This is a genomic window from Pelosinus fermentans JBW45 (genome assembly GCF_000271665.2).
Lineage (GTDB): Bacteria > Bacillota > Negativicutes > DSM-13327 > DSM-13327 > Pelosinus > Pelosinus baikalensis.
In genome coordinates, this window is the sequence record NZ_CP010978.1 from 2,894,052 (window position 1) to 2,913,028 (window position 18,977).

The following is an 18,977-nucleotide window of genomic DNA, read 5'->3' on the forward strand; positions in this document are numbered from 1 at the left end:
GTCCTTCAGCTGCCCCATATTTCAAAATGAGCAGCACTTCCAGAACTTCTAATATAATGATTTGATGCTCCTAAAACTTCTTGAATTTTCTCCGGCATCGGGATTGTCTTACTAATAGAAGGTTGAACAATAATAATTCTACCCACCAAAGGTTTATTCTGTTTTAGTGAATCCAAAAAGCCTTTATGATCTCCACTAAGAAACTTGCACTTGTTAGACTTTCTTCGCTGAGCAATTTTATTAATTAGAGTTCCTTTATTCTTCAACCATATCAAGCATTTAACAGCTTGTCCAGCTACCTCATAGACATCTGACACGCTTGAATTATATTGAGTGGCAGACATTCCTTTTACATGAAACAAAGATACTTCAAATGAATTTAGCATTTCCTCAACAGTAATAAAATCGGCAATCTCTCCACTGGAATGATCATAGATAATATAGCTATAAGATGAGTTTGATATTAAAATTGTCTCCAGAGCTGAATGAATAGAGTCTTTCCCATTGCATTCATTGTTCACATTGGTTCCATATTGCTTCCAATTAATTTCTTTTATATTTGATTGATCAAAAATTATTGAATTTGGATCTCCTTTATGAACTTCATTTCGAATAATTAATATATCATTTGAAGTTCTAAAGCTCAAAGGATTTTGATTTAGATATTCAGCTATTGATACCTCTTTCCTTCCATCTTTTAAAAATATTGTATCGAGCTTAGACGAGTAAATACCACTTGTATTACAAATTAGCTCTTGTGTATTACCATTGATGTAAATAGTTAATGAAATAAAGGCATGGTTGATTTTATTGATTCTCAAATCTGCATCGAGTAAAGTACTCTTATATCCACCTTCTTGCTCAATACAAAAAACTGGCGGTGTAATATATGTATCTCCACCAAAGTCCCACATAAAGATATTATCGGGATATTGTTTTAACTCTTCTGGCACTGGAAGCAAATCATAATTTGTTTCCGTTTTCACAGTAATGTTTGGGTTTGCAATCTTTGTTCCATTAAAATCACACCATTTTACAAATTCAGGAATAGTCAAGTAAGCACTACTCCATATTTTAGACCCACTACTATAACCTATTGTAATGTTATTCTCTAAGCCTTGTGCTTTACAAAACACATGTCCCGGAGAAAACATTTTTCCAGTTGTAGGATTAATCGATTTACTAACATCTGACCCTGCCATAATACGATATGTTTCACCAGCTTTAGCATACCTATTGAGCATACCAGAATTGAAAATCTCAAATGACCTTAGCTCTCCAAGTACATGGTGAATCTCAGATCTTGAAACTTTATAAAAATTATTTTCTCCACAATATGCTTTTGCTATTTCTTCATAAATTGTTTCGCTTTTAAGCTGAGAATAGATAAAGAGCAAGTTTGTACTTTGCTGAAAATGTACAATAAATAGCTTATGACTTATGTCGTTCAAAGTATCTCCATTGCTCCACTTTGGAGATACATACTCTTGTCCAATTACTATAATAGTATTTTCTCTTTTGTTTACCAACACACCTGTTGTAATCTTACAAAGATCAGGGAATTTTGAATCTAGAATAAAATTTGAAACTTTAAATATTTTAGCGTGGCAGTTTGGGCAAATATTGTATAACGAAATATCATCCTCAAAATTGGTACTCTTATTATCGCGTTGTTCAAAATCATGAAAATACTGCTTCAGTTCTTCTTCGGAATTAGTTTTATTTTCACTCATATCAATTATCATATCTTGCCATATAGCATCAGCAGAATATAATCTGTTATTTTCAATAATAAGCTCGCTATCATTCATCGCTATAAACTTTGCTGTACCAATGTTCTCAGAATTGGTTCGTGCAAACCTGCCAATAAATTGTAACGTATTAGCCAATGATTTATGTGCGGAATGTATTGCCGCAATTTTTAGGTTTGGAAAATCAAATCCTTCTCCTAACATATCAACACATATAATTCCATCCACTTCTCCAGCTTTTAATTGTTCTACAACTTCTTTAACATGTTTATTGCTTTTAGAGCTATCGATATTTTTTAATCTTAATTGTGTATTTCTTGCATACAACTCTGACAGTTCTGCTGCATGCTTCTTTGAATTAGTTCTAATCATTAGATAATGAGACAATCCTTGTGCTTTGTCAGATAAAAATACTTTTTCGGCTTTTGTAGCGATTAAAATATCCTTATCATCATTTTCTTCTAAAGGAACATATTCAATTTCTCCAAATATCCCATCACGATATGCCATAGATAAAGGATAAGAATAAATTATTTCTCCGCGTATTTCTTTTTTATCCAGTCTAAATGGAGTTGCAGTAAACAAAATCTGCTTTGCCAAATTCATATTTACAAGAATTTCTTCCCATGTTTTTGCTGGAGAATGGTGTGCTTCATCAACTAAAACTAAGTCAAATAACTTTTGAGCTTTTTGATCTTGAGATAGTACTAATGCACATTGTGGAGTAGAAATAACCACATTGGCTTCTAATATACTATTATAATACTGCTCATCATATTTGTTTTTTAGTTCAAACACTTTGGGCTTTATAGTACTATTTTGAAATACGGTAGCTTTGCATAGTGTTCTCAATTCACCAAAATCCTCTACAATTTGACTTCTTACCAGAACGCTAGGGGTTACAACCAATACTTTTTTAGACTCCAATACATATGGTGACATCATTAAAACTGACGTTTTTCCAGAACCAGTAGGCATAACAACAATCGCTGCTTTATTTTTTCTTAAAGTAAAGAACGAATTAATAGAATGTATAGCACCTATTTGAGCATTACGCAAACCGTTCCCATTACTTTTTTGTTTAGGATATCTAATGGCTGAGTAGTGTTTTGAAAAATAGTTATTCATATAGCAACTCCACCTTTTCAATCTTCTATAACAGAATTAAGTATGCAGCCATGGTGGTCTTTTGTCTTACAAATTTGCTATTACATAAATAAACCTCTCCCTAAAGACAATCATGAGCAATTTGATTATATTTCTTTCTGAATTTTCTATATTTTTAAGTGATTCTTGACTTGAATCATTTAAAAATATCTCCCTAATATTGTCCGCTGCTTGTTACTTTTTGAGACGCTAAGGGACGTTCCTTTTCTGTCAACTTCTTGCTACCACACCACGAGATATTCCGGTGGCTCGCTCAATTTGGCGAATGGAGAGTCCTTCTTTGTCTTTCAATTGCCTAAGTAAAGCATCACGCTCTGCTTTGGGCCAAGCTGCTATTTCATGAGGTTCGCTTCCTTCTGTACATCGCAATATTTTGCGGCGAATTTCTTCTTTAGATGGATTGATCTTTCCTGACACATTGAGACATACAGGGACGCTCTCTTTTTGTCAACATTTTGCCACTATATGCTAACAAAAAGTATACTAATCACGCTCTTCCCCATTATCCGCCATTTCTTTATCAATCTCTTTCAACATCTTTCCTTCACGCTTCCACAATTTCCTACCGTTTGCAGCACCACCAACAATGGCTGCTGCCGCATAACTGGGACTATTGAAAGTAGCATCTTGCATAAATATATAAAGACCATTTCCATTATTCAACATTATACCTGTGTCGACTAAATCTTGCCGAAGCTTCACAAGAAAATTAGGGATCGATGGCCTATTATCCATCACAGATGTCGATCCTTTTAAGACTACATATTTATTATTAATAATTGCCATTTTAGCAAAGACATTTTTAACCTTCAACTCAAAAATATTTTCTATAGAAACCGTATTTTCTTCAACTAATATTCGAGGCTCTAGAATATCAATTCCCAGCGTTAGCAACAATAATTTGATCGCATCTAAAAATTGACTCACTTCGGCTTCATCGACTTCAGAAATATTTGGTTTTGTCGGAATCTGCGCATTATCAAGTTTGGTTCTATACGCTTCCTTAGCCAGAGCATATAATTCTGCTTCAAGGTATTTTACTTGTGTCTTGGTTAGATAATCATCTTTAGATGAAAATACAATAGCCTCCGTCCAAAAATCTTTGTTAATCGCGTGACTTTTCAGCCTAGGCAGCACTGGATCACCCTCGCCTATATATAAAACCTTTTTCTCTGGATCATCTTCATCTGCTCCAAGTAACATATATACACCTGGTTTTTTTGCTGATTCTCGCATCATAAATTTATCTAATTGCGGTCGAGGGAAAATAGTTCCGTGAATCGTCATATTTGAAACTTCAATTGTTCGAAGTCCATTAGGTTGTCCATCGGTTAAAAATAGCCGAATTAATTTACCTGACACTATCATCATTCCTTAACTTTTATATTCTTTTATAATAATCTTTCTAGACAGATCTTAACTAGAATTATTTAAAACGATATTCCCGGCTATTTTTGCTAGCAGTTATTTCTACTTTTTTAAAAATCTCTTAGTTTTACAATTCAACTTTAGTCATTGATTTTCCTTGTTTGACAAAAAAATACAACACCTGTTTTCAGAGCATTGTATTTAAAGAGTAACATTCAGCTTCCTGACACGTCAAAATGGTCATTTGAAGAAAAAGCTGTATCTGTCAATGTCCCCCCACGCACATAGTCTCGATAACTGCTAAATCTATATTCCTCCAGCGTTCCGACTATTCCTGCCTTGATAGGGTTTTGGTGTATACCCAAAATGCCACCTCCGCCTTTCATCGTTTTAAACTAAATATAAAAAGTCGATTTCGTCCTCATAAATGCTGCCGATTTATGCCACAAAAACTATATGATAAAAGCCTGTAGCGCTTAGTCCTCTCGCCTGTCTGGCCATTTTTACCATCTCTTTCCTATTCTATCACATTTATGACAAATAGGAGCGTCCCCATTGTCCCTTCATAAAAAAATACACGTGGTATAAAAATATATACTATACTACAAATAAGTGCGTACTTATTAGTTGTGACATTAGTATATATTATTATAGCGTGGATGGAGCGTCCAGTGGGTAATACCATAGGGCAGCTTTTAGCAGTACAAACTGGATAAATTTTAGGAACAAGAACAGAATAGTAAATAAAAGGTCTGGAGAAGTTATTGATCGTCTTTGTGTTCAGTTGTAAGAATTTGTTTAGTGCGTTATATAATATATATATATATGAGGAGTGTTATTATGAAAGTTTACGCTATTAATGGAAGTCCAAGAAAAAATCAAAACACAGCTAAGCTACTTCAAAAAGCTTTAGATGGAGTGAAGGAATCAGCAAAGGATAAGGAAGTCGAAACTAAAATAATTAATTTATATGATTTAAACTTCACTGGATGTATAAGTTGCTTTGCTTGTAAAAGGCTTGAAGGTAAAAGTTATGGAAAATGTGCAGTAAAAGACGATCTTTATGAAATCTTAAATGAAGTATCGCAAGCCGATGGGATTATATTGGGAAGCCCAATCTATTTTTTGAATATAACAGGTCAATTAAAATCATTTTTGGAAAGATTACTATTCCCTTACTTAGCTTATGCTCCTAACCATCCTTCAATTGCACCAAAAAGGATGCCAACAGCATTTATTTATACAATGGGTGCTACAGAAGAAATGATGAACGATACCAATTTGGCAGCTACATTTAATATACAAGGTATAAGCATACTATCAACACTCAATATAATGGAAACTTGGATAGAACGTACGCTTACAAAGCCAGAAGTTTTGCATTCATATGATACTTATCAATTTGACGATTACTCAAAATACAAAGCCGACATGTTCTCTGAAGAAGAAAAAGCTGAACATAGAAGAGTTCAATTTCCTTTAGATTGTCAAAAAGCATTTGAATTAGGTGCTAATTTAATAAAGTAATTACACTCCCGAAGATAGATTATGAGCGGCTTTTCCCTTTCCATTGTCATACTTTTGTCAAAGTTTTGTAATATAGTAATATCAGACTGAGATTAAGGAGATGTTACATATGAAAAAATTACCTTGCTTCGCACTACTCACCTGCTTCCTTGTCACCTTATCTGGAACCGCTTTTGCCTGGAGTGACCGTTCCGAGGGTCGTCCAGCACAAAGTCCCTCCAGCCTGTCCGTATGGCATGATCGAAATGACGAGTTTCATGTGAAAACAACTAACTTTCGTAAGCAACATGTATTTTCTGGCGTGATTCGTACAGACGGACGCTTTTACGGTATTGATGAGAAAAATCTGGAAAACGGTGATTTCGTCAAAGTAGACCGTGACCGTAATACGATTCGCTTCCGTTTCACAGGACGCGGGATTGATGAATTAGATTTCAAAATAAGAGGAGGAGATACCTTAACTTTTGATATCAATAAAGATGGTCATGACATGGCGACCGATCAAATATTCATCGGTAAAAAAGGCTGGCATCCTAAAGACAATACGTTTACCTTACGATAATAACGAATCCATTCCTAGCGGGCGTTTCATACGCTCGCTTTTTTGCTGTTTAGAAGGACACTTAGCGACGTTCCGCAAAAGAAGCTGCATCCTTCAATGCTCCATCATGCACATAACCCCGATAGCCGCTAAATCTATATTTCTCCAGCGTTCTGGCTATTCCTGCCTTGGCAGGGTTTTGGCGTATACCCAAAATGCCATCTCCTTTTTAATTGTTTTAAACTTTCGAGAAATTATAGAAATCCGCTTTCTCTTTATTCGTTAATAACGCCATATTATAACTTGTATTTTCGAAAGATTTTTGCGGACAATATATATAATTGATCTGTAATTTGTTATGGTTTTTGTTAAAATACAGTTTATGAAATTAGGAGGTTCATGGCATATGTGCGGAATCGTAGGATGGATTGATTGGGAGAAAGATTTGAACCAACAAAAACAACTCATCGAAAAGATGAACAGCACGTTACGTCATCGTGGTCCAGATGCAGAAGGTATTTGGCTTTCGACTCGGGCTGCATTCGGGCATCGCCGCCTTAGCGTAATTGATCCGGAATGCGGTCTGCAGCCAATGATTTATAAAGCAGGTGATTATACCTATGCCATCACTTTTAATGGAGAAATTTATAACTATCAAGAATTGCAAAGAGAGCTAAAGACACTCGGTCATACTTTTTCTACGCAATCAGATACCGAAGTGCTATTGCATTCCTATTTAGAATGGAAGGAAGACTGTGTTTCTCATTTAAATGGTATTTTTGCATTTGGCATTTGGGATGATCGTAAACAGCATTTATTTTTAGCGCGAGATCATATGGGTGTGAAACCTTTATTTTATGCGCAGCGCGGCAGTGCTGTTTTATTTGGTTCAGAACCGAAAGCACTACTGGCTCATCCACTGGTCAAGGCAAAGATAGACAAGGAAGGATTAGCAGAACTGTTTAATGTTTTTCCACTGCATACGCCGGGATTTGGTATGTTTCATGACGTTCATGAAGTTCGCCCAGGATATTATGCAATTTTTAACCAAAGCGGGAAACACATGACCCAGTATTGGTCTTTGCATAGTGCACCCCATACAGACGACTTGAAGAGTACCACAGAACATATTCGTGACTTGCTGAAAGATACTGTAAAACGGCAATTGATTGCCGATGTGCCGATTGTCACATTATTGTCAGGCGGCTTGGATTCAAGTGGCTTGACAGCTTTAGCTGCTAAAGAATTTCAACGGGAAGGAAAGCAGCTTCACACGTATTCAGTTGATTTCGAAGATAGTAAACAATATTTTGTATCTAGCGCCATACACGAAAGTCTAGATGCACCTTGGGTAAAACGTGTTTCTGAATATGTTGGGACACAGCATCATATCATTACGGTGGATACTGCAGAACTATTGGAAAACATCTTGGCACCTATGTATGCCCATGATTATCCTGCCTTTGGTCAAATAGAAACTTCGATGTATCGTCTGTTCAAAGCAATTAAACAGGATGCAACCGTTGCTTTATCGGGAGAGTCTGCCGATGAAATTTTTGGTGGTTATAGTTGGTTCGGCAGTGAGGATTTACTGCAAATCTCTACCTTTCCCTGGATTGCTGCCTTTGGGAAAATAGAAGTAGCCCAAACAATACTTTCTTGGCTATCTCCTGAGGTACTTGAGAAGGTCAATCCTAAAGAATATATTGCACAGCGATATCAAGAAGCTATTGCAGAAGTGCCTCGCTTAAAAGGGGAAAATGCTCTGGCAGCAAAACAGCGTGAAAGCTTTTACTTGAATCTGACTCGCTTTCTCCCAGTGCTATTAGATCGAAAGGACCGGTTAAGCATGGCTGCCGGTTTTGAAGTGAGGGTGCCTTTCTGCGATTATCGCCTGGTAGAATACGCTTGGAATGTACCGTGGGATATGAAATTCGTTGATAACATCGAAAAAGGAATTTTACGTCGTGCCTTTGCAGATGTATTACCAGAAGATGCCCGCAACCGCCGTAAAAGCGGTTACCCTACCTCTCAGCATCCTGACTATGTAAAGGGAGTAAAAGGATTAGTGCTAGATATCCTGAATGATCCCAATGCACCAGTTTACCCCTTTCTTAACGTCCCCATGATTAAAGACATCGTTGGAGAGAAGGCCCCTGCATTAACTCACGTGTTCAATATAAATCCGTTGGAACGTATTATACAAATCAATAGTTGGCTTAAGGATTATCATGTAGAAATAGGCTAATCAATGCAGAAAATATGTTATGCGATCTGGATAAAACTTAATTCTATAAGACAGGACTGGAGAATAAGCATAGTTATTCTCCAGTCCTGTTTACTGCATCTCTAATTAAAAAAGCCTATTGATGCAATAGATATATCCAATTTCTCTTTTGAGTAAGAGAAGGGTATCATTAAGCAAGAGAAAAGACCAAACAGATGATCAATTGTCAGGAAGCAACTATTATACTACAATAAGTACAAAGTGAAAATCGGGGATGTGGCAATTGGATGGATATACGGTTATTACAAACTTTTCTCTTAGTTGCAAAAATAGGCAATGTAACACAAGCGGCAGAACAGCTCAATTTTAGTCAGCCAACGGTAACAGCTCAAATACGAGCATTGGAAGAACATTTCGAAGTGCTCTTATTTGAAAGGGTCGGTAAAAAACTCTATATAACTAAAGCAGGTTTACGTCTTATTGCTTATGCAGAGAAGCTATTGTTATTGTATGGGGAAGCGCGAGCAACAGTACAGGAATTTTCCCATGATAGAACGATTAAGGTAGGTCTTGGTACTGCTGTGGCGGCGCATACATTATCACCCATCTTGCGAGAGTTTCAAGAGCGGGTTCCCAATGTATCAGTTAGTATTGAACATTGTTTCAATATACCGATTACCGTTAAAGGTATCTTAGATAATAGCTTTGATTTAGCTCTGGTTCATGACAAGATATCGAATAGCAGAATTCTGCAGTTCAATGTTGTAGCCGAGAAATTGTTATGGGTTACTCATGCGAGTCTTCTAGATACATATGGCGATACTCTGCGGCAGCAGCCTTTTATTGCCTTAAAACAAGGCAGTGTTTATCGGGAAAAATACAATCCCTACCTACGGCAAAATGCAATCATACCTATTTTAGAATATAGTGATTCTGAGGCAGTTCGACAGGCTGTTTTGAATGGGTTAGGTATTGGCGTACTGCCCGAGGTGCTGGTTCGATCTCATATAGAAGATGGGACCCTTCATGAATTTTGTGATGCACCAAAGTTAGAGATTGATTTTTCGGTAATATTTCATAAAGATAAGACCTTTACGTTGGCAATGCGTACGTTATTAATGGCAATTGCCGAGCATGCCAATATCAATGGTGGTTTATCAGAGTATTTATCATCTATGTAGCATCAACGCATAGAGGAAAGGTAAGAAACGAAAATGAATAAAAGTTGTGACAGTAAAGAAATGACAAAGGGTAAGAAAGTCTTATTTGCAGGATGTCTCGCTCATCTGATACATGATGGATTTAGTGACATGCTCTACATCTTTTTCCCAATCTGGCAAGTTCAATTTTCTTTAACCTTTGCTGAAATTGGTCTTCTAAAAACATTGTTTTCTGGTTCTTTGGCAGGATTTCAGGTACCAGCAGGTTTTCTCGCTTCCCGTATGGGCGAAGTTAAATTGCTGCTCCTTGGGACGATTCTCACCAGTGCTGCCGTTTTCATGCTCGGCTGGGCAGCAGCACCAATAATTGTTGGTTGTTTATTAGTAATTGGCGGGTTAGGATCAAGCACGCAGCATCCCTTATCGTCTTCCTTAATATCGAGTGCTTATCCTGATAAAGCTGAACGCAGAACCGCTCTTAGTACTTTCAATGTAGCTGGAGATTTTGGTAAATTGCTATTACCGGGCATGACTGCCCTGCTAATTACCCAATATGACTGGATGACTGCAAGTCGATTTTTAGGTATGTTGGGTATGATGAGTGTAATTGTCATTTTTCTAATTACTAAAAACATTCGGCAGCACTCTTCAATGAATGAGGGAAAAACAAAGACAGCAGCGCTTGGCTGTTTTGCGTGGAAGGGAAATCAGTCTTTTTGGTCCTTGTCGATGATCGGAGTGATTGATAGTGCAACTCGAATGGGATTTCTTACTTTTTTTCCATTCTTATTGCAAGAAAAAGGTGCACAGGTTAGTTTGATTGGTTTAGCATTGTCTCTTGTATTTGCAGGAGGTGCAATTGGTAAATATATATGTGGGAAATTAGCTACAAAATTTGGTGTATTGCGAACGGTAGTGACTACGGAGATGGTTACAACCTTGTGTATTTTAGGAATACTTTTTCTTCCCTTAGGGCCTGTCCTTCTGCTTTCGCCTATTCTGGGCGTTGCATTAAATGGTACTTCATCGGTATTGTATGGCAGTGTTCCGGAATTGGTTTCTGATGAACAATGCAAGCAGGCGTTTGCCATTTTTTATACAGCAACCATTGGTTCAGGAGCGATATCTCCTTTTCTTTACGGATTAGCAAGTGATATGGTTGGGATAAACATTGCTGTCGTAATGATTGCTTTCGTTGTTCTTCTGACTCTTCCATTAACATTACGCCTCCGAGGAAAATTTGCATAATCATTTTTAAAATATTCCATATGCACAATCTTTGTGCCAATGTAATACCGTGCACAAATTCATCGTCTGCATAGAAATTTCTATGCAGACGTCACAGTATTCTTGTATCCTGTTCATTCTTCAGTCCAACCACAGTGAATTCTCATCGTCATTCCTCCTCGATCTTCACCGTTTTCCTCTGCCTCCCGAGTCTCAATGCCTTTTCCTTGTCTGCAACGTATACATCGACCCTATCGCCTACAATATAGCCACCTCGATCCTCATTGACATACCAATGTCCATCTATGCATATCCTAGTTCCCAAGGCATACCTAGAACTCATTGCTACTGTGCGCCCCTCGTTTACCCTAGTACCACTTGCGGTAATTCCATGGCCATTCATACCTTCATCATTTGCGGTGTAGTACGAAATTTCCATGACAACTTCACGATATCGAGGCTCTGGCTCCGCAACTACGGTTTCCTCTATGGGAGCTACATACTCCACGGGTACTTCGTAGTTATCTTCGTACAAGCAATGTGGTGCAGTGAAAAGCAGCACCAAAATAAGCAGTGTAATACGCAGTAATCATCGACCTCCCTTAACTCCCAGAATACATTCGTAAAACCTATGCAATATTCACACAGAGCATCAGTAAGTCCCTCCTATTATCTTATGAAGTCTTAGTTGATTTTGTAACCTTATTGTGTCTTCTTGATTTCTTCCCTTGCATTGGTATATATATAAAAGTACCACCAAAGCTATCATTGGATAACATTGGTGGTACTTTTATTGTTCTTATATTGCTGCTTTCCAAGCCTTGCTGAATGTACTTCTCCATTACTATCTTTTCAACGTCTGTAGGAGATTTAACCCGTAAAATATGTTTATGAGTATAAAACGCCAGCTATTTAGCAAACCATTCCCATTTCTTCTAAAATGAATTGCGCAGAAAAAGCAACAGCCTGTTTAGTGATATTTTCACAAAGATGTGGAGGGTTACCTGGACTGAACCCTTGGGTTCTTAATTCGTTACATAATAGGCTGCCGAAACGTGCTTGAAACTTACGACAAAATTCATGACATATGGCTGCGATGTTTTCTTTATTCATATTTCTATAGCTTCCGTAGCTTCCGATAAACAGTAATGCTCCCTCAACTAAACCGCACTGAGAACCGAATCTGCCAGCATTTAACCCAAATGCAGCTTCTACGACTTGCGGATGCAGCTCAGTATAGAATAATTCAGATAGAATTTTTAGTGTTGTCACTGCACAACTAAGATCTTCATCCCAATAATAGTCATGTACTCTTACATTTATTAACTCCTGCAACTAGAATTCACCTCCGGCTTTCCAGTTCTGGACTTATCTTTCATTTCAACTTCGTTCATTGATTTTCCTTGTTTTATATTGTTACACAAAAAAATACAACGTCTGTTTTTAGAACGTTGTATTTTTGAATAAATCTAAATTTGAAAAAAACTCGTACCTAACTGGTTTCTCCTTATAGAGATTGGTTCTTTTTTATCAATCTCCCCATTACCCAGCGAAGAAATATGGCAAGGAAGAAGTATCCTGGAACAGAATATATGTGTTTCCATTGCATCATTTGATATATATCTAACCTCATCAGAAGCGGTTCCGCACCAAAGGCAAATACTAATGCAAGGATAATATGAGCAATAATGAATGGCTGCCACTTTGGAAAATACTGATAAATAACCATATAGCTGACTGGCAATACCGCTATATCATAGACAATGAACACATCCAGCAAAGGGATAAGGTCGTATTTATAATCCCATGCATCCATTTCCACACCGATAGCATCGAGTAAACCGCTCAGTAACGTTACGAGTAGTCCGTAGGTTATTATTTCGAAAAGTCTTCTGCGGTCAACAATTTTCCACCAGACCATATAGGAAATAATGGTTACGACCACTAATAACCACCACTGATAAGAAAAAACCACGTTATTAAACCAGAATTCACGGCCTGTTGCATCAGCTGCTGATTGCAGGTCATACATCTCTTCGAACATTGGTATCCGCTTCATCTTATCCCCCCATACCTTAGAAGGTTAAATTGTAAATAAATCTTCTGCTCATAGTCTCACCAATGAGTAACTAGATATACACTGTCATCATTTCCACCAGCAAAGCCCCTATGCTTATAATAAAAAACACACTATCTATGATGACAGCGCGTTGTTTCTAAGTATCTCATAAATTCTGCTCTTGTAAGCATTTAAACTCTCCACTCATATACCCATTCTCATTTTAATCTGTTCTTTCAATTGGCCAAATTCACATACATATTCTTTGATAATTTTATTACATATTTCAATTGCTAATTGTTCATTGTAGATATGTGCAGTTGTGTTCCTATCACTTAACATTGCAAGCCACAATTCATCTTTTTCGATAAGTCCTGCGGAGAAAGCTTCACGAAGTACTGTTTTGGGAGAATTAAGACCTGTAAGTCCTTCCTCCTCAAAAATAGCTTTCAATGCTTTCCAAGCAAGCTCAAAGGTGAATTCAAAACGTTGAATTAATCCATCCCGTAACAAATCATTTGTCTGGTCAAATTTCATAATTCCATCATTTAGTCTGTTCAATGCATTCTTGTAGTTTTCAAATTTTTGCTTATAATCGCTCATATATAACCACACCTTCTTTTTTTATATTTTCTAATAATTTTATATCGGTATGATTATCTATAAATATTACATCTATTTTGAAAAGTGTTGCAAGATCGTCAATTTCACTGGAGAAATATCCTTTACTTTTAAATTCTGGCAAAGGGTACACTGCAAGATCAATATCGCTAGTTGACTTGTTGTCACCTCTTGCTCGAGAGCCAAAAAGAACAATTCGTTTGATTGCATACTCTCTGCCGATAGCTTGTATGGAATGAATGAGTGTATCATTCAGTGCACAATCCATTTATACGCCCTTCTCTCTCACTAAACCTTATTTTCACTATATTGTTGCCAATAAAACTTTATTAAAAACATCGATCAACGAATATTTCTTTGTTCAATAGTATATCATATAATCTTATGAAATTCATTACAGCTTATCCCCAGCCTGTAGAAGCTTCCATAGCTTCCGATAAACAGTAATTCGTACAAACCCATAGTATTTTACATTCAACTTCGTTCATTGATTTTCCTTGTTTTATATTGTTTAACCAAAAATACAACGCCTGTTTTTTTAGAGAGCGTTGTATTTCTGACAATATTGATCTTAATCAGATTCTAATATCTGAAGGAGTGTTGATAACATTAACGATTGCGGATTCAGTATCATCAGCAACCTCTGTAATACTCCTAAGAGGATCATGGTTCCGTAAATCACCAAAGTCAAGTCCCGTTAAAATTTCGATGTTACTGACAGCTACTTGGTACGTTTTGTAACTGCCAAATGCAAATTCCAAGTCTCTAATAAGGTTCTTTTGGGTTTGCAAATAGGCTGTTGCTGACAGATTGCCATCTTCTTTAACCATTACCACTATTTTCCAAAACTCGGCGGGAATTTTAACACCACGATATAGCATATCGTCCGTACGAAAGACCGGTCCAGTGAACACGGTCACTTTAAGATCAAAAGTCTCAGCGTTTTTTAAAATATAGTTTTCTAAATCTAGCCATGTGAGTTGATTAAAGTTTTTATGTTGGGGAGAGCAATTCGTAAAATGGAAAGTATCTTCGTTGGCTTTTTTGGCAAGCTTTCCCCATATTGGATCCAGTCTACGGACAAGATGCCCCCGATCAATATCATTGTTGTCATACAATTCAGGACCACATTGGTATTTGCGGTCAATACGAGGATCAAAGTACCATTTCTTTGGACGCTGAATATTAATGAGCTGTTGTCCATTAATATTTACTGCTGTATAATACGCTAAGCGACGCGATTTACTCATAACAATCGAAAAATGGGTATAATCTAGTACTGTTGTACCATTCTTTAGCAGGGCAATATCCTGCTTTAGATCAGATCGCAACTCAGGGAGAGGTACTGCATAATGGTTGCCGAGAAAGGCAGTGTTATAACCAGTTGATCTTTCATACCAGTCAATAGCTAAGTTCCCTATTATCATCTGACTTCTTTCAATGTACGGCAACCCAGAACTAGCAAAGAGACTATCCAGTAGTACTTGCTGCTCTTCATGTAGTGTGGGTCGCAGCAGGGTAATACACTCCATAATACTACTGATACGAATGCCTTCATTAGCAATGTATTTGGTACTGTCATCGGGGTCAGGAACGCCTGTATGATGAAGAGCAATGGTCACCCACTCATCATTAAACACCGGAGAACCCGACGAACCTGGCATAGTGTCTGTTGTATAGTTGATAAAGTCGTCAAATATATCGGTGATTCTATTCTCTCTAATCGCAACTACTTTGGGTGCTCCTGAAGGATGCTGGATACTCGAGACATATTCACCTAAGAGTGCTTTTCCTGATTCTATGTACAGTGGTAAGAATCCAAATTCGCTTAATTTCGTTCCGTCAGCAGAGTCAGTCTCTAATGCGACTAATGTGAAATCAAGTTTCACATCCGTTATAAACAAACGTTCCGGTACAAAACGGAAGCTTTTGATTTGACGCGGCATTAAGTTGAGATCAACCTCGCAGTTAAATTGGGCGAGGCTAGAACGTGCTACGCTTGCGCTGTCTAAGACGTGCTGATTGGTAAGCAGCAAAGAAGGCGCAACGAGAAATCCTGTACCATGCCCGAGTACCCTACCGATAGAATCACGTATTTCAATTCTACACACGGACTTACCAGCTTTCAACCCCGCTTCCAGATACGAAATGGGAAATAGGTCACTTTCACCGATGATCCGCTTCATAGACAAGCCATCTCGAGGATTGATGAGTGTTTTACGAATCGCAACTCGGTAAGATGTATCTACCTCGAGAGGGCTTTGGGTTGAAAGTTTACTAGCAATATGCTCTCGTTCACTCCTTCGATCGATGTAGCGTTTCAGTGAATTTTGCTCTTGCCTATCTACAAGGCTCTTATTCAATCTAGGAAAATCTTGATATGATATAACTGACAATGGTTAGACCTCCTTTCAACTGCCAAAAATAAAGGAACAGGTTTAATAATATATTAGAAAATTAAAGAGATAATGAATTTTTTCTTCGAGGAAATACATATATTTATTCCCATATTTTAGCATTTGTCATGGTAAGATAAAACTCCTGCTAAATGAATCACAAATTTAACAGTAACAGGAGTTTTGTTGATTTAATAATCGAATGCAATGGCTACTAAAGAAAATATTATAGTTAAAAAACTACTCACATTATATGGTGAGTAGTTTTTTTGGATTGCATATCAAACCGTCTGTTTGCTCCATTTGCTATATTTTTCATCAGCTAAAAAAACTGCCTACCATGAGGTAGACAGTTAAATCAAAGATCGGTTACTTCGTTATCGATGGTTGATTTTGCTAAAACAGTCTCTGCAGTACACTGGACGATCTCCGCTTGGGCGAAAAGGTACTTGAGTGGTTATACCGCACTCTGCACAAATAGCCTCATGCATTTCACGTTGTTGATAGTTATTACCTCGACCGCCGCTATTATGGGCTTGTTTGCGGGCAGCTCTGCATTCAGGGCAGCGTCCAGGTTCGTTAGTAAACCCTTTTTCGGCAAAGAAATCTTGTTCTGATGCTGAAAAAACAAATTGAACACCACAATCCTTGCATGTTAATGTTTTGTCTTGATTCATATTATTAGCCTCCTCGAACATATAAGAAAGCAACGAGCTACTATGTAATAAGGACCATAATGATTGATATAAAGATTATAATCGAAATCTAATTACTCATTGCTTCCCTTGTAAATAACAACATTTCTGGAATAAGAATGTTATTATTTACAGTGTAGTACTAATTTTTTTTCATGTCAAGCCTGAGCTAAAAGAGAAATACTTTTTACGCATGAGACAAAATGGGAAACCGTATCTTATTATCACTGAATATTTTCATATCATTTCCCTTGACAAAAAGCGTTGTATCTTCTTCTTTCAGTAATTCAATGTTATACGAAGTATCATTGCAAGGAGAAAATCCTAAAATAACCTTTTGAACATTTTCTGTCAACATTATATTCACTACCTCTTCAAGAACATCTTGTCTTCCAAAAACATCATGTATACATAGAATATTTTCATCATACTCCGCCACAGCAACAGTGTCTATCTCTTCAATGTAATATACATGATTCTTCATAAAAGAAGTTAGATAAAACATAATCAGGGAGGCATTGCTTTGCATTGCTATCTTTGAAAGGGAAGCCGCTTGCAGAGCTTTTGCAAAAACCAATTGTCTATTTTTATCTACAGACATATCTAATGGAATTACATTGAAAGAATGCTTTATATAAGTTGCTTGTTTATAATACTGATATTCATTTATCGGACTGAATCCGAACTTTGGGTAAAAATCAATAACGCTGTCATTTGCGAACAAATAGATCAAATCACAATTTTCTTCCCATTGGTCAATGATTTTTTCCATTAAAAAACGGCTTAAGCCTTGATTTCTATATCTTTGATCAGTCATTACCGTACCGATTTGAATATATCGCTTATTTTTTTCTAACACACTAAAATTGATTATGCTAATTGAAACATTGGCGACGAGCATTTCACCATCTAAAACAGAATGGGGAATATAACTGTTTCCCCAATAACCATCTTGATACCATTGCTCAAAATCAAATCCATATGTTTGTTTTGTCAATCGATTAAAACCACCCCTTAATACATCATTATCTTTATAATCTGAAGCATAAGTATAATTTTTCTCATTGATTGTGTATTTCATCATTCACCTCAAAAATAAAATTCTTTCCAGTGCTATCAAGGAAAGAGTTCTCTCCATTTCTCTACAATTGGAATATCGGCTGGGGCAAATTTATAATTCAATATGGTTTATTTATCAACCCAGGTAATTTCATCATGTACGGTTGGATGTAACGAATGACCATTCCAATTTACCCAATAAGCTAACAACTGAATCGTTCCCCGTTCATATTCGTAGATACTCTCGGCAAAGAAAGTACCAACTTCTACATCAATTTGAAATTCTTCCTGCATTTCACGCTGTAAGCACTCCTCAGGAGTTTCGCCTTCTTCGATTTTCCCTCCAGGAAATTCCCAAAGATTTGCCAAAGGATCTGGGGCACCTCGCTTTGCTATTAAACACAATCCGTCTTTTATTAACAATGCAGCAGTTACAGTTCTCATATTTATACTCCTATGCGTACTTAGGCTCCTAAATCGACTGCGAAATACTTAAAATTTCATGGGGTTTATGAACTATATAGTTTGGATGTTCGTTCTTCGCATTATCAATCTGATCGTATCCCCAACTTACCCAAATCACCTTAACACCACTTTTTTTGCCCGCAATAATGTCTCTAACTTCGTCTCCAACATAAATCGCTTCGGAATCTTTCAGTTTGTGCGTTTTTAAAAATCTTTTAATATCTTCATTCTTTCCAAACATATTGTTAGAACAAATAATTTCATTAATAAAGTCAATCTGATTATGCTTAAGACATTCTCTTATATTCTGCTCCGAATTTGTTGAGACAATTGCTAGCTGAAAGCCACAGGCATTTAATTCTTCCAATAATTCCTTAATTCCATCAAACAAAATAAGATCCTTTATGGAGTATTTATATAGTTTGTAAATGTCCAACGCTAGAAGTGGAAATTTATATAATTTAAAATCAAGAAATTTAGACCTTTCCGTAATAGATAGTCTTTTTATATGTGCAATATCCTTTTGCTCTATTTTCTTTGCTTCATACTTGCTTGCAAGCTGGTTATACACTTCGATAACGATATTCAGTGAATCTACCAAAGTACCATCAAAGTCAAATAGTACGTACCTTACCATCACAATACGTATCCTCCTTTTAAATTGGTTGCCTAATTCATATTCACTACTATATCAAATCAAAAGAGAAGATACTA

General features: G+C 36.8%; 20 protein-coding genes. 5 read left to right on the forward strand and 15 right to left on the reverse strand.

The window, feature by feature from the left end:
* Positions 1-5: 5 nt before the first annotated feature.
* From JBW_RS12820 to JBW_RS25745, 4 genes are all read right to left on the reverse strand, one after another.
* Positions 6-2,879, reverse strand: coding sequence for a DEAD/DEAH box helicase (locus tag JBW_RS12820; protein ID WP_007952472.1), 2,874 nt, complete (start codon positions 2,877-2,879; stop codon positions 6-8).
* A gap of 249 nt (positions 2,880-3,128) precedes the next feature.
* Complete coding sequence (locus tag JBW_RS12825; RefSeq protein WP_036680011.1) at positions 3,129-3,335, reverse strand: hypothetical protein; 207 nt, start codon at positions 3,333-3,335, stop codon at positions 3,129-3,131.
* 66 nt (positions 3,336-3,401) lie between these two features.
* Positions 3,402-4,280 (reverse strand): GIY-YIG nuclease family protein, encoded by an 879-nt coding sequence (locus tag JBW_RS12830; RefSeq protein ID WP_007952471.1) that lies wholly within the window; start codon positions 4,278-4,280, stop codon positions 3,402-3,404.
* A 221-nt stretch (positions 4,281-4,501) separates the two neighbouring features.
* A complete protein-coding gene (locus JBW_RS25745; protein WP_235333774.1) occupies positions 4,502-4,651 on the reverse strand; it encodes a hypothetical protein in 150 nt (49 codons plus the stop codon).
* Positions 4,652-5,126: 475 nt separating this feature from the next.
* On the opposite strand from JBW_RS25745, the gene JBW_RS12835 reads away from it, so the two are divergent.
* Together JBW_RS12835 and JBW_RS12840 are read left to right on the forward strand one after the other, a co-directional pair.
* Positions 5,127-5,813, forward strand: a complete 687-nt coding sequence (locus JBW_RS12835; protein ID WP_007952470.1) for a flavodoxin family protein — start codon at positions 5,127-5,129, stop codon at positions 5,811-5,813.
* Between the two features lie 109 nt (positions 5,814-5,922).
* Positions 5,923-6,375, forward strand: coding sequence for a hypothetical protein (locus tag JBW_RS12840; RefSeq protein WP_007952469.1), 453 nt, complete (start codon positions 5,923-5,925; stop codon positions 6,373-6,375).
* Between the two features lie 61 nt (positions 6,376-6,436).
* On the opposite strand, the gene JBW_RS26040 is transcribed toward JBW_RS12840, so the two are convergent.
* Positions 6,437-6,568 carry a hypothetical protein gene (locus JBW_RS26040; RefSeq protein WP_268747860.1) on the reverse strand — a complete coding sequence of 44 codons (132 nt, stop codon included), beginning with the start codon at positions 6,566-6,568 and terminating at the stop codon, positions 6,437-6,439.
* A gap of 192 nt (positions 6,569-6,760) precedes the next feature.
* Here JBW_RS26040 and asnB point away from each other — a divergent pair, with 192 nt between their 5' ends.
* The 3 genes from asnB (at position 6,761) to JBW_RS12855 (ending at position 10,989) form a co-directional block, all read left to right on the forward strand.
* The gene (asnB, locus tag JBW_RS12845; RefSeq protein WP_007952468.1) at positions 6,761-8,602 is read left to right on the forward strand and encodes an asparagine synthase (glutamine-hydrolyzing); all 1,842 of its coding nucleotides are present in this window, start codon (positions 6,761-6,763) and stop codon (positions 8,600-8,602) included.
* Positions 8,603-8,868: 266 nt separating this feature from the next.
* Positions 8,869-9,762 (forward strand): LysR family transcriptional regulator, encoded by an 894-nt coding sequence (locus tag JBW_RS12850; RefSeq protein ID WP_007952467.1) that lies wholly within the window; start codon positions 8,869-8,871, stop codon positions 9,760-9,762.
* 33 nt (positions 9,763-9,795) lie between these two features.
* A complete protein-coding gene (locus JBW_RS12855) occupies positions 9,796-10,989 on the forward strand; it encodes an MFS transporter (protein ID WP_007952466.1) in 1,194 nt (397 codons plus the stop codon).
* Between the two features lie 148 nt (positions 10,990-11,137).
* Here the strand turns inward: JBW_RS12855 and JBW_RS12860 are convergent, their stop codons facing one another.
* The 10 genes from JBW_RS12860 to JBW_RS12905 form a co-directional block, all read right to left on the reverse strand.
* The gene (locus JBW_RS12860; protein WP_200896992.1) at positions 11,138-11,503 is read right to left on the reverse strand and encodes a 3D domain-containing protein; all 366 of its coding nucleotides are present in this window, start codon (positions 11,501-11,503) and stop codon (positions 11,138-11,140) included.
* Positions 11,504-11,880: 377 nt separating this feature from the next.
* Positions 11,881-12,303 (reverse strand): C-GCAxxG-C-C family protein, encoded by a 423-nt coding sequence (locus JBW_RS12865; RefSeq protein ID WP_007952464.1) that lies wholly within the window; start codon positions 12,301-12,303, stop codon positions 11,881-11,883.
* 172 nt (positions 12,304-12,475) lie between these two features.
* Positions 12,476-13,027, reverse strand: a complete 552-nt coding sequence (locus tag JBW_RS12870; protein WP_007952463.1) for a CBO0543 family protein — start codon at positions 13,025-13,027, stop codon at positions 12,476-12,478.
* 204 nt (positions 13,028-13,231) lie between these two features.
* Positions 13,232-13,630, reverse strand: coding sequence for a nucleotidyltransferase substrate binding protein (locus tag JBW_RS12875; RefSeq protein WP_007952462.1), 399 nt, complete (start codon positions 13,628-13,630; stop codon positions 13,232-13,234).
* Positions 13,617-13,916 (reverse strand): nucleotidyltransferase family protein, encoded by a 300-nt coding sequence (locus tag JBW_RS12880; RefSeq protein ID WP_007952461.1) that lies wholly within the window; start codon positions 13,914-13,916, stop codon positions 13,617-13,619. Before JBW_RS12880 ends, JBW_RS12875 begins: the two co-directional genes overlap by 14 nt.
* Positions 13,917-14,223: 307 nt before the next feature.
* Positions 14,224-16,044 carry a DNA/RNA non-specific endonuclease gene (locus tag JBW_RS12885; RefSeq protein ID WP_007952460.1) on the reverse strand — a complete coding sequence of 607 codons (1,821 nt, stop codon included), beginning with the start codon at positions 16,042-16,044 and terminating at the stop codon, positions 14,224-14,226.
* A gap of 377 nt (positions 16,045-16,421) precedes the next feature.
* Positions 16,422-16,721 carry a zinc-ribbon domain containing protein gene (locus JBW_RS12890; protein ID WP_007952459.1) on the reverse strand — a complete coding sequence of 100 codons (300 nt, stop codon included), beginning with the start codon at positions 16,719-16,721 and terminating at the stop codon, positions 16,422-16,424.
* Between the two features lie 205 nt (positions 16,722-16,926).
* Positions 16,927-17,823 (reverse strand): GNAT family N-acetyltransferase, encoded by an 897-nt coding sequence (locus JBW_RS12895; RefSeq protein ID WP_036680005.1) that lies wholly within the window; start codon positions 17,821-17,823, stop codon positions 16,927-16,929.
* A gap of 104 nt (positions 17,824-17,927) precedes the next feature.
* Positions 17,928-18,242 carry a (deoxy)nucleoside triphosphate pyrophosphohydrolase gene (locus JBW_RS12900; RefSeq protein WP_007952456.1) on the reverse strand — a complete coding sequence of 105 codons (315 nt, stop codon included), beginning with the start codon at positions 18,240-18,242 and terminating at the stop codon, positions 17,928-17,930.
* 28 nt (positions 18,243-18,270) lie between these two features.
* Complete coding sequence (locus JBW_RS12905; RefSeq protein WP_007952455.1) at positions 18,271-18,900, reverse strand: HAD-IA family hydrolase; 630 nt, start codon at positions 18,898-18,900, stop codon at positions 18,271-18,273.
* Positions 18,901-18,977: the final 77 nt, after the last annotated feature.

Coding starts and splice junctions, on each gene's coding strand:
- JBW_RS12870 (WP_007952463.1), bottom strand. CDS start 13,027: ATGAAGCGGATACCAATGTTCGAAGAGATGTATGACCTGCAATCAGCA.
- JBW_RS12905 (WP_007952455.1), bottom strand. CDS start 18,900: ATGGTAAGGTACGTACTATTTGACTTTGATGGTACTTTGGTAGATTCA.
- JBW_RS12890 (WP_007952459.1), bottom strand. CDS start 16,721: ATGAATCAAGACAAAACATTAACATGCAAGGATTGTGGTGTTCAATTT.
- JBW_RS12895 (WP_036680005.1), bottom strand. CDS start 17,823: ATGATGAAATACACAATCAATGAGAAAAATTATACTTATGCTTCAGAT.
- JBW_RS12900 (WP_007952456.1), bottom strand. CDS start 18,242: ATGAGAACTGTAACTGCTGCATTGTTAATAAAAGACGGATTGTGTTTA.
- JBW_RS12875 (WP_007952462.1), bottom strand. CDS start 13,630: ATGAGCGATTATAAGCAAAAATTTGAAAACTACAAGAATGCATTGAAC.
- asnB (WP_007952468.1), top strand. CDS start 6,761: ATGTGCGGAATCGTAGGATGGATTGATTGGGAGAAAGATTTGAACCAA.
- JBW_RS12880 (WP_007952461.1), bottom strand. CDS start 13,916: ATGGATTGTGCACTGAATGATACACTCATTCATTCCATACAAGCTATC.
- JBW_RS12820 (WP_007952472.1), bottom strand. CDS start 2,879: ATGAATAACTATTTTTCAAAACACTACTCAGCCATTAGATATCCTAAA.
- JBW_RS12855 (WP_007952466.1), top strand. CDS start 9,796: ATGAATAAAAGTTGTGACAGTAAAGAAATGACAAAGGGTAAGAAAGTC.
- JBW_RS12835 (WP_007952470.1), top strand. CDS start 5,127: ATGAAAGTTTACGCTATTAATGGAAGTCCAAGAAAAAATCAAAACACA.
- JBW_RS12840 (WP_007952469.1), top strand. CDS start 5,923: ATGAAAAAATTACCTTGCTTCGCACTACTCACCTGCTTCCTTGTCACC.
- JBW_RS12850 (WP_007952467.1), top strand. CDS start 8,869: ATGGATATACGGTTATTACAAACTTTTCTCTTAGTTGCAAAAATAGGC.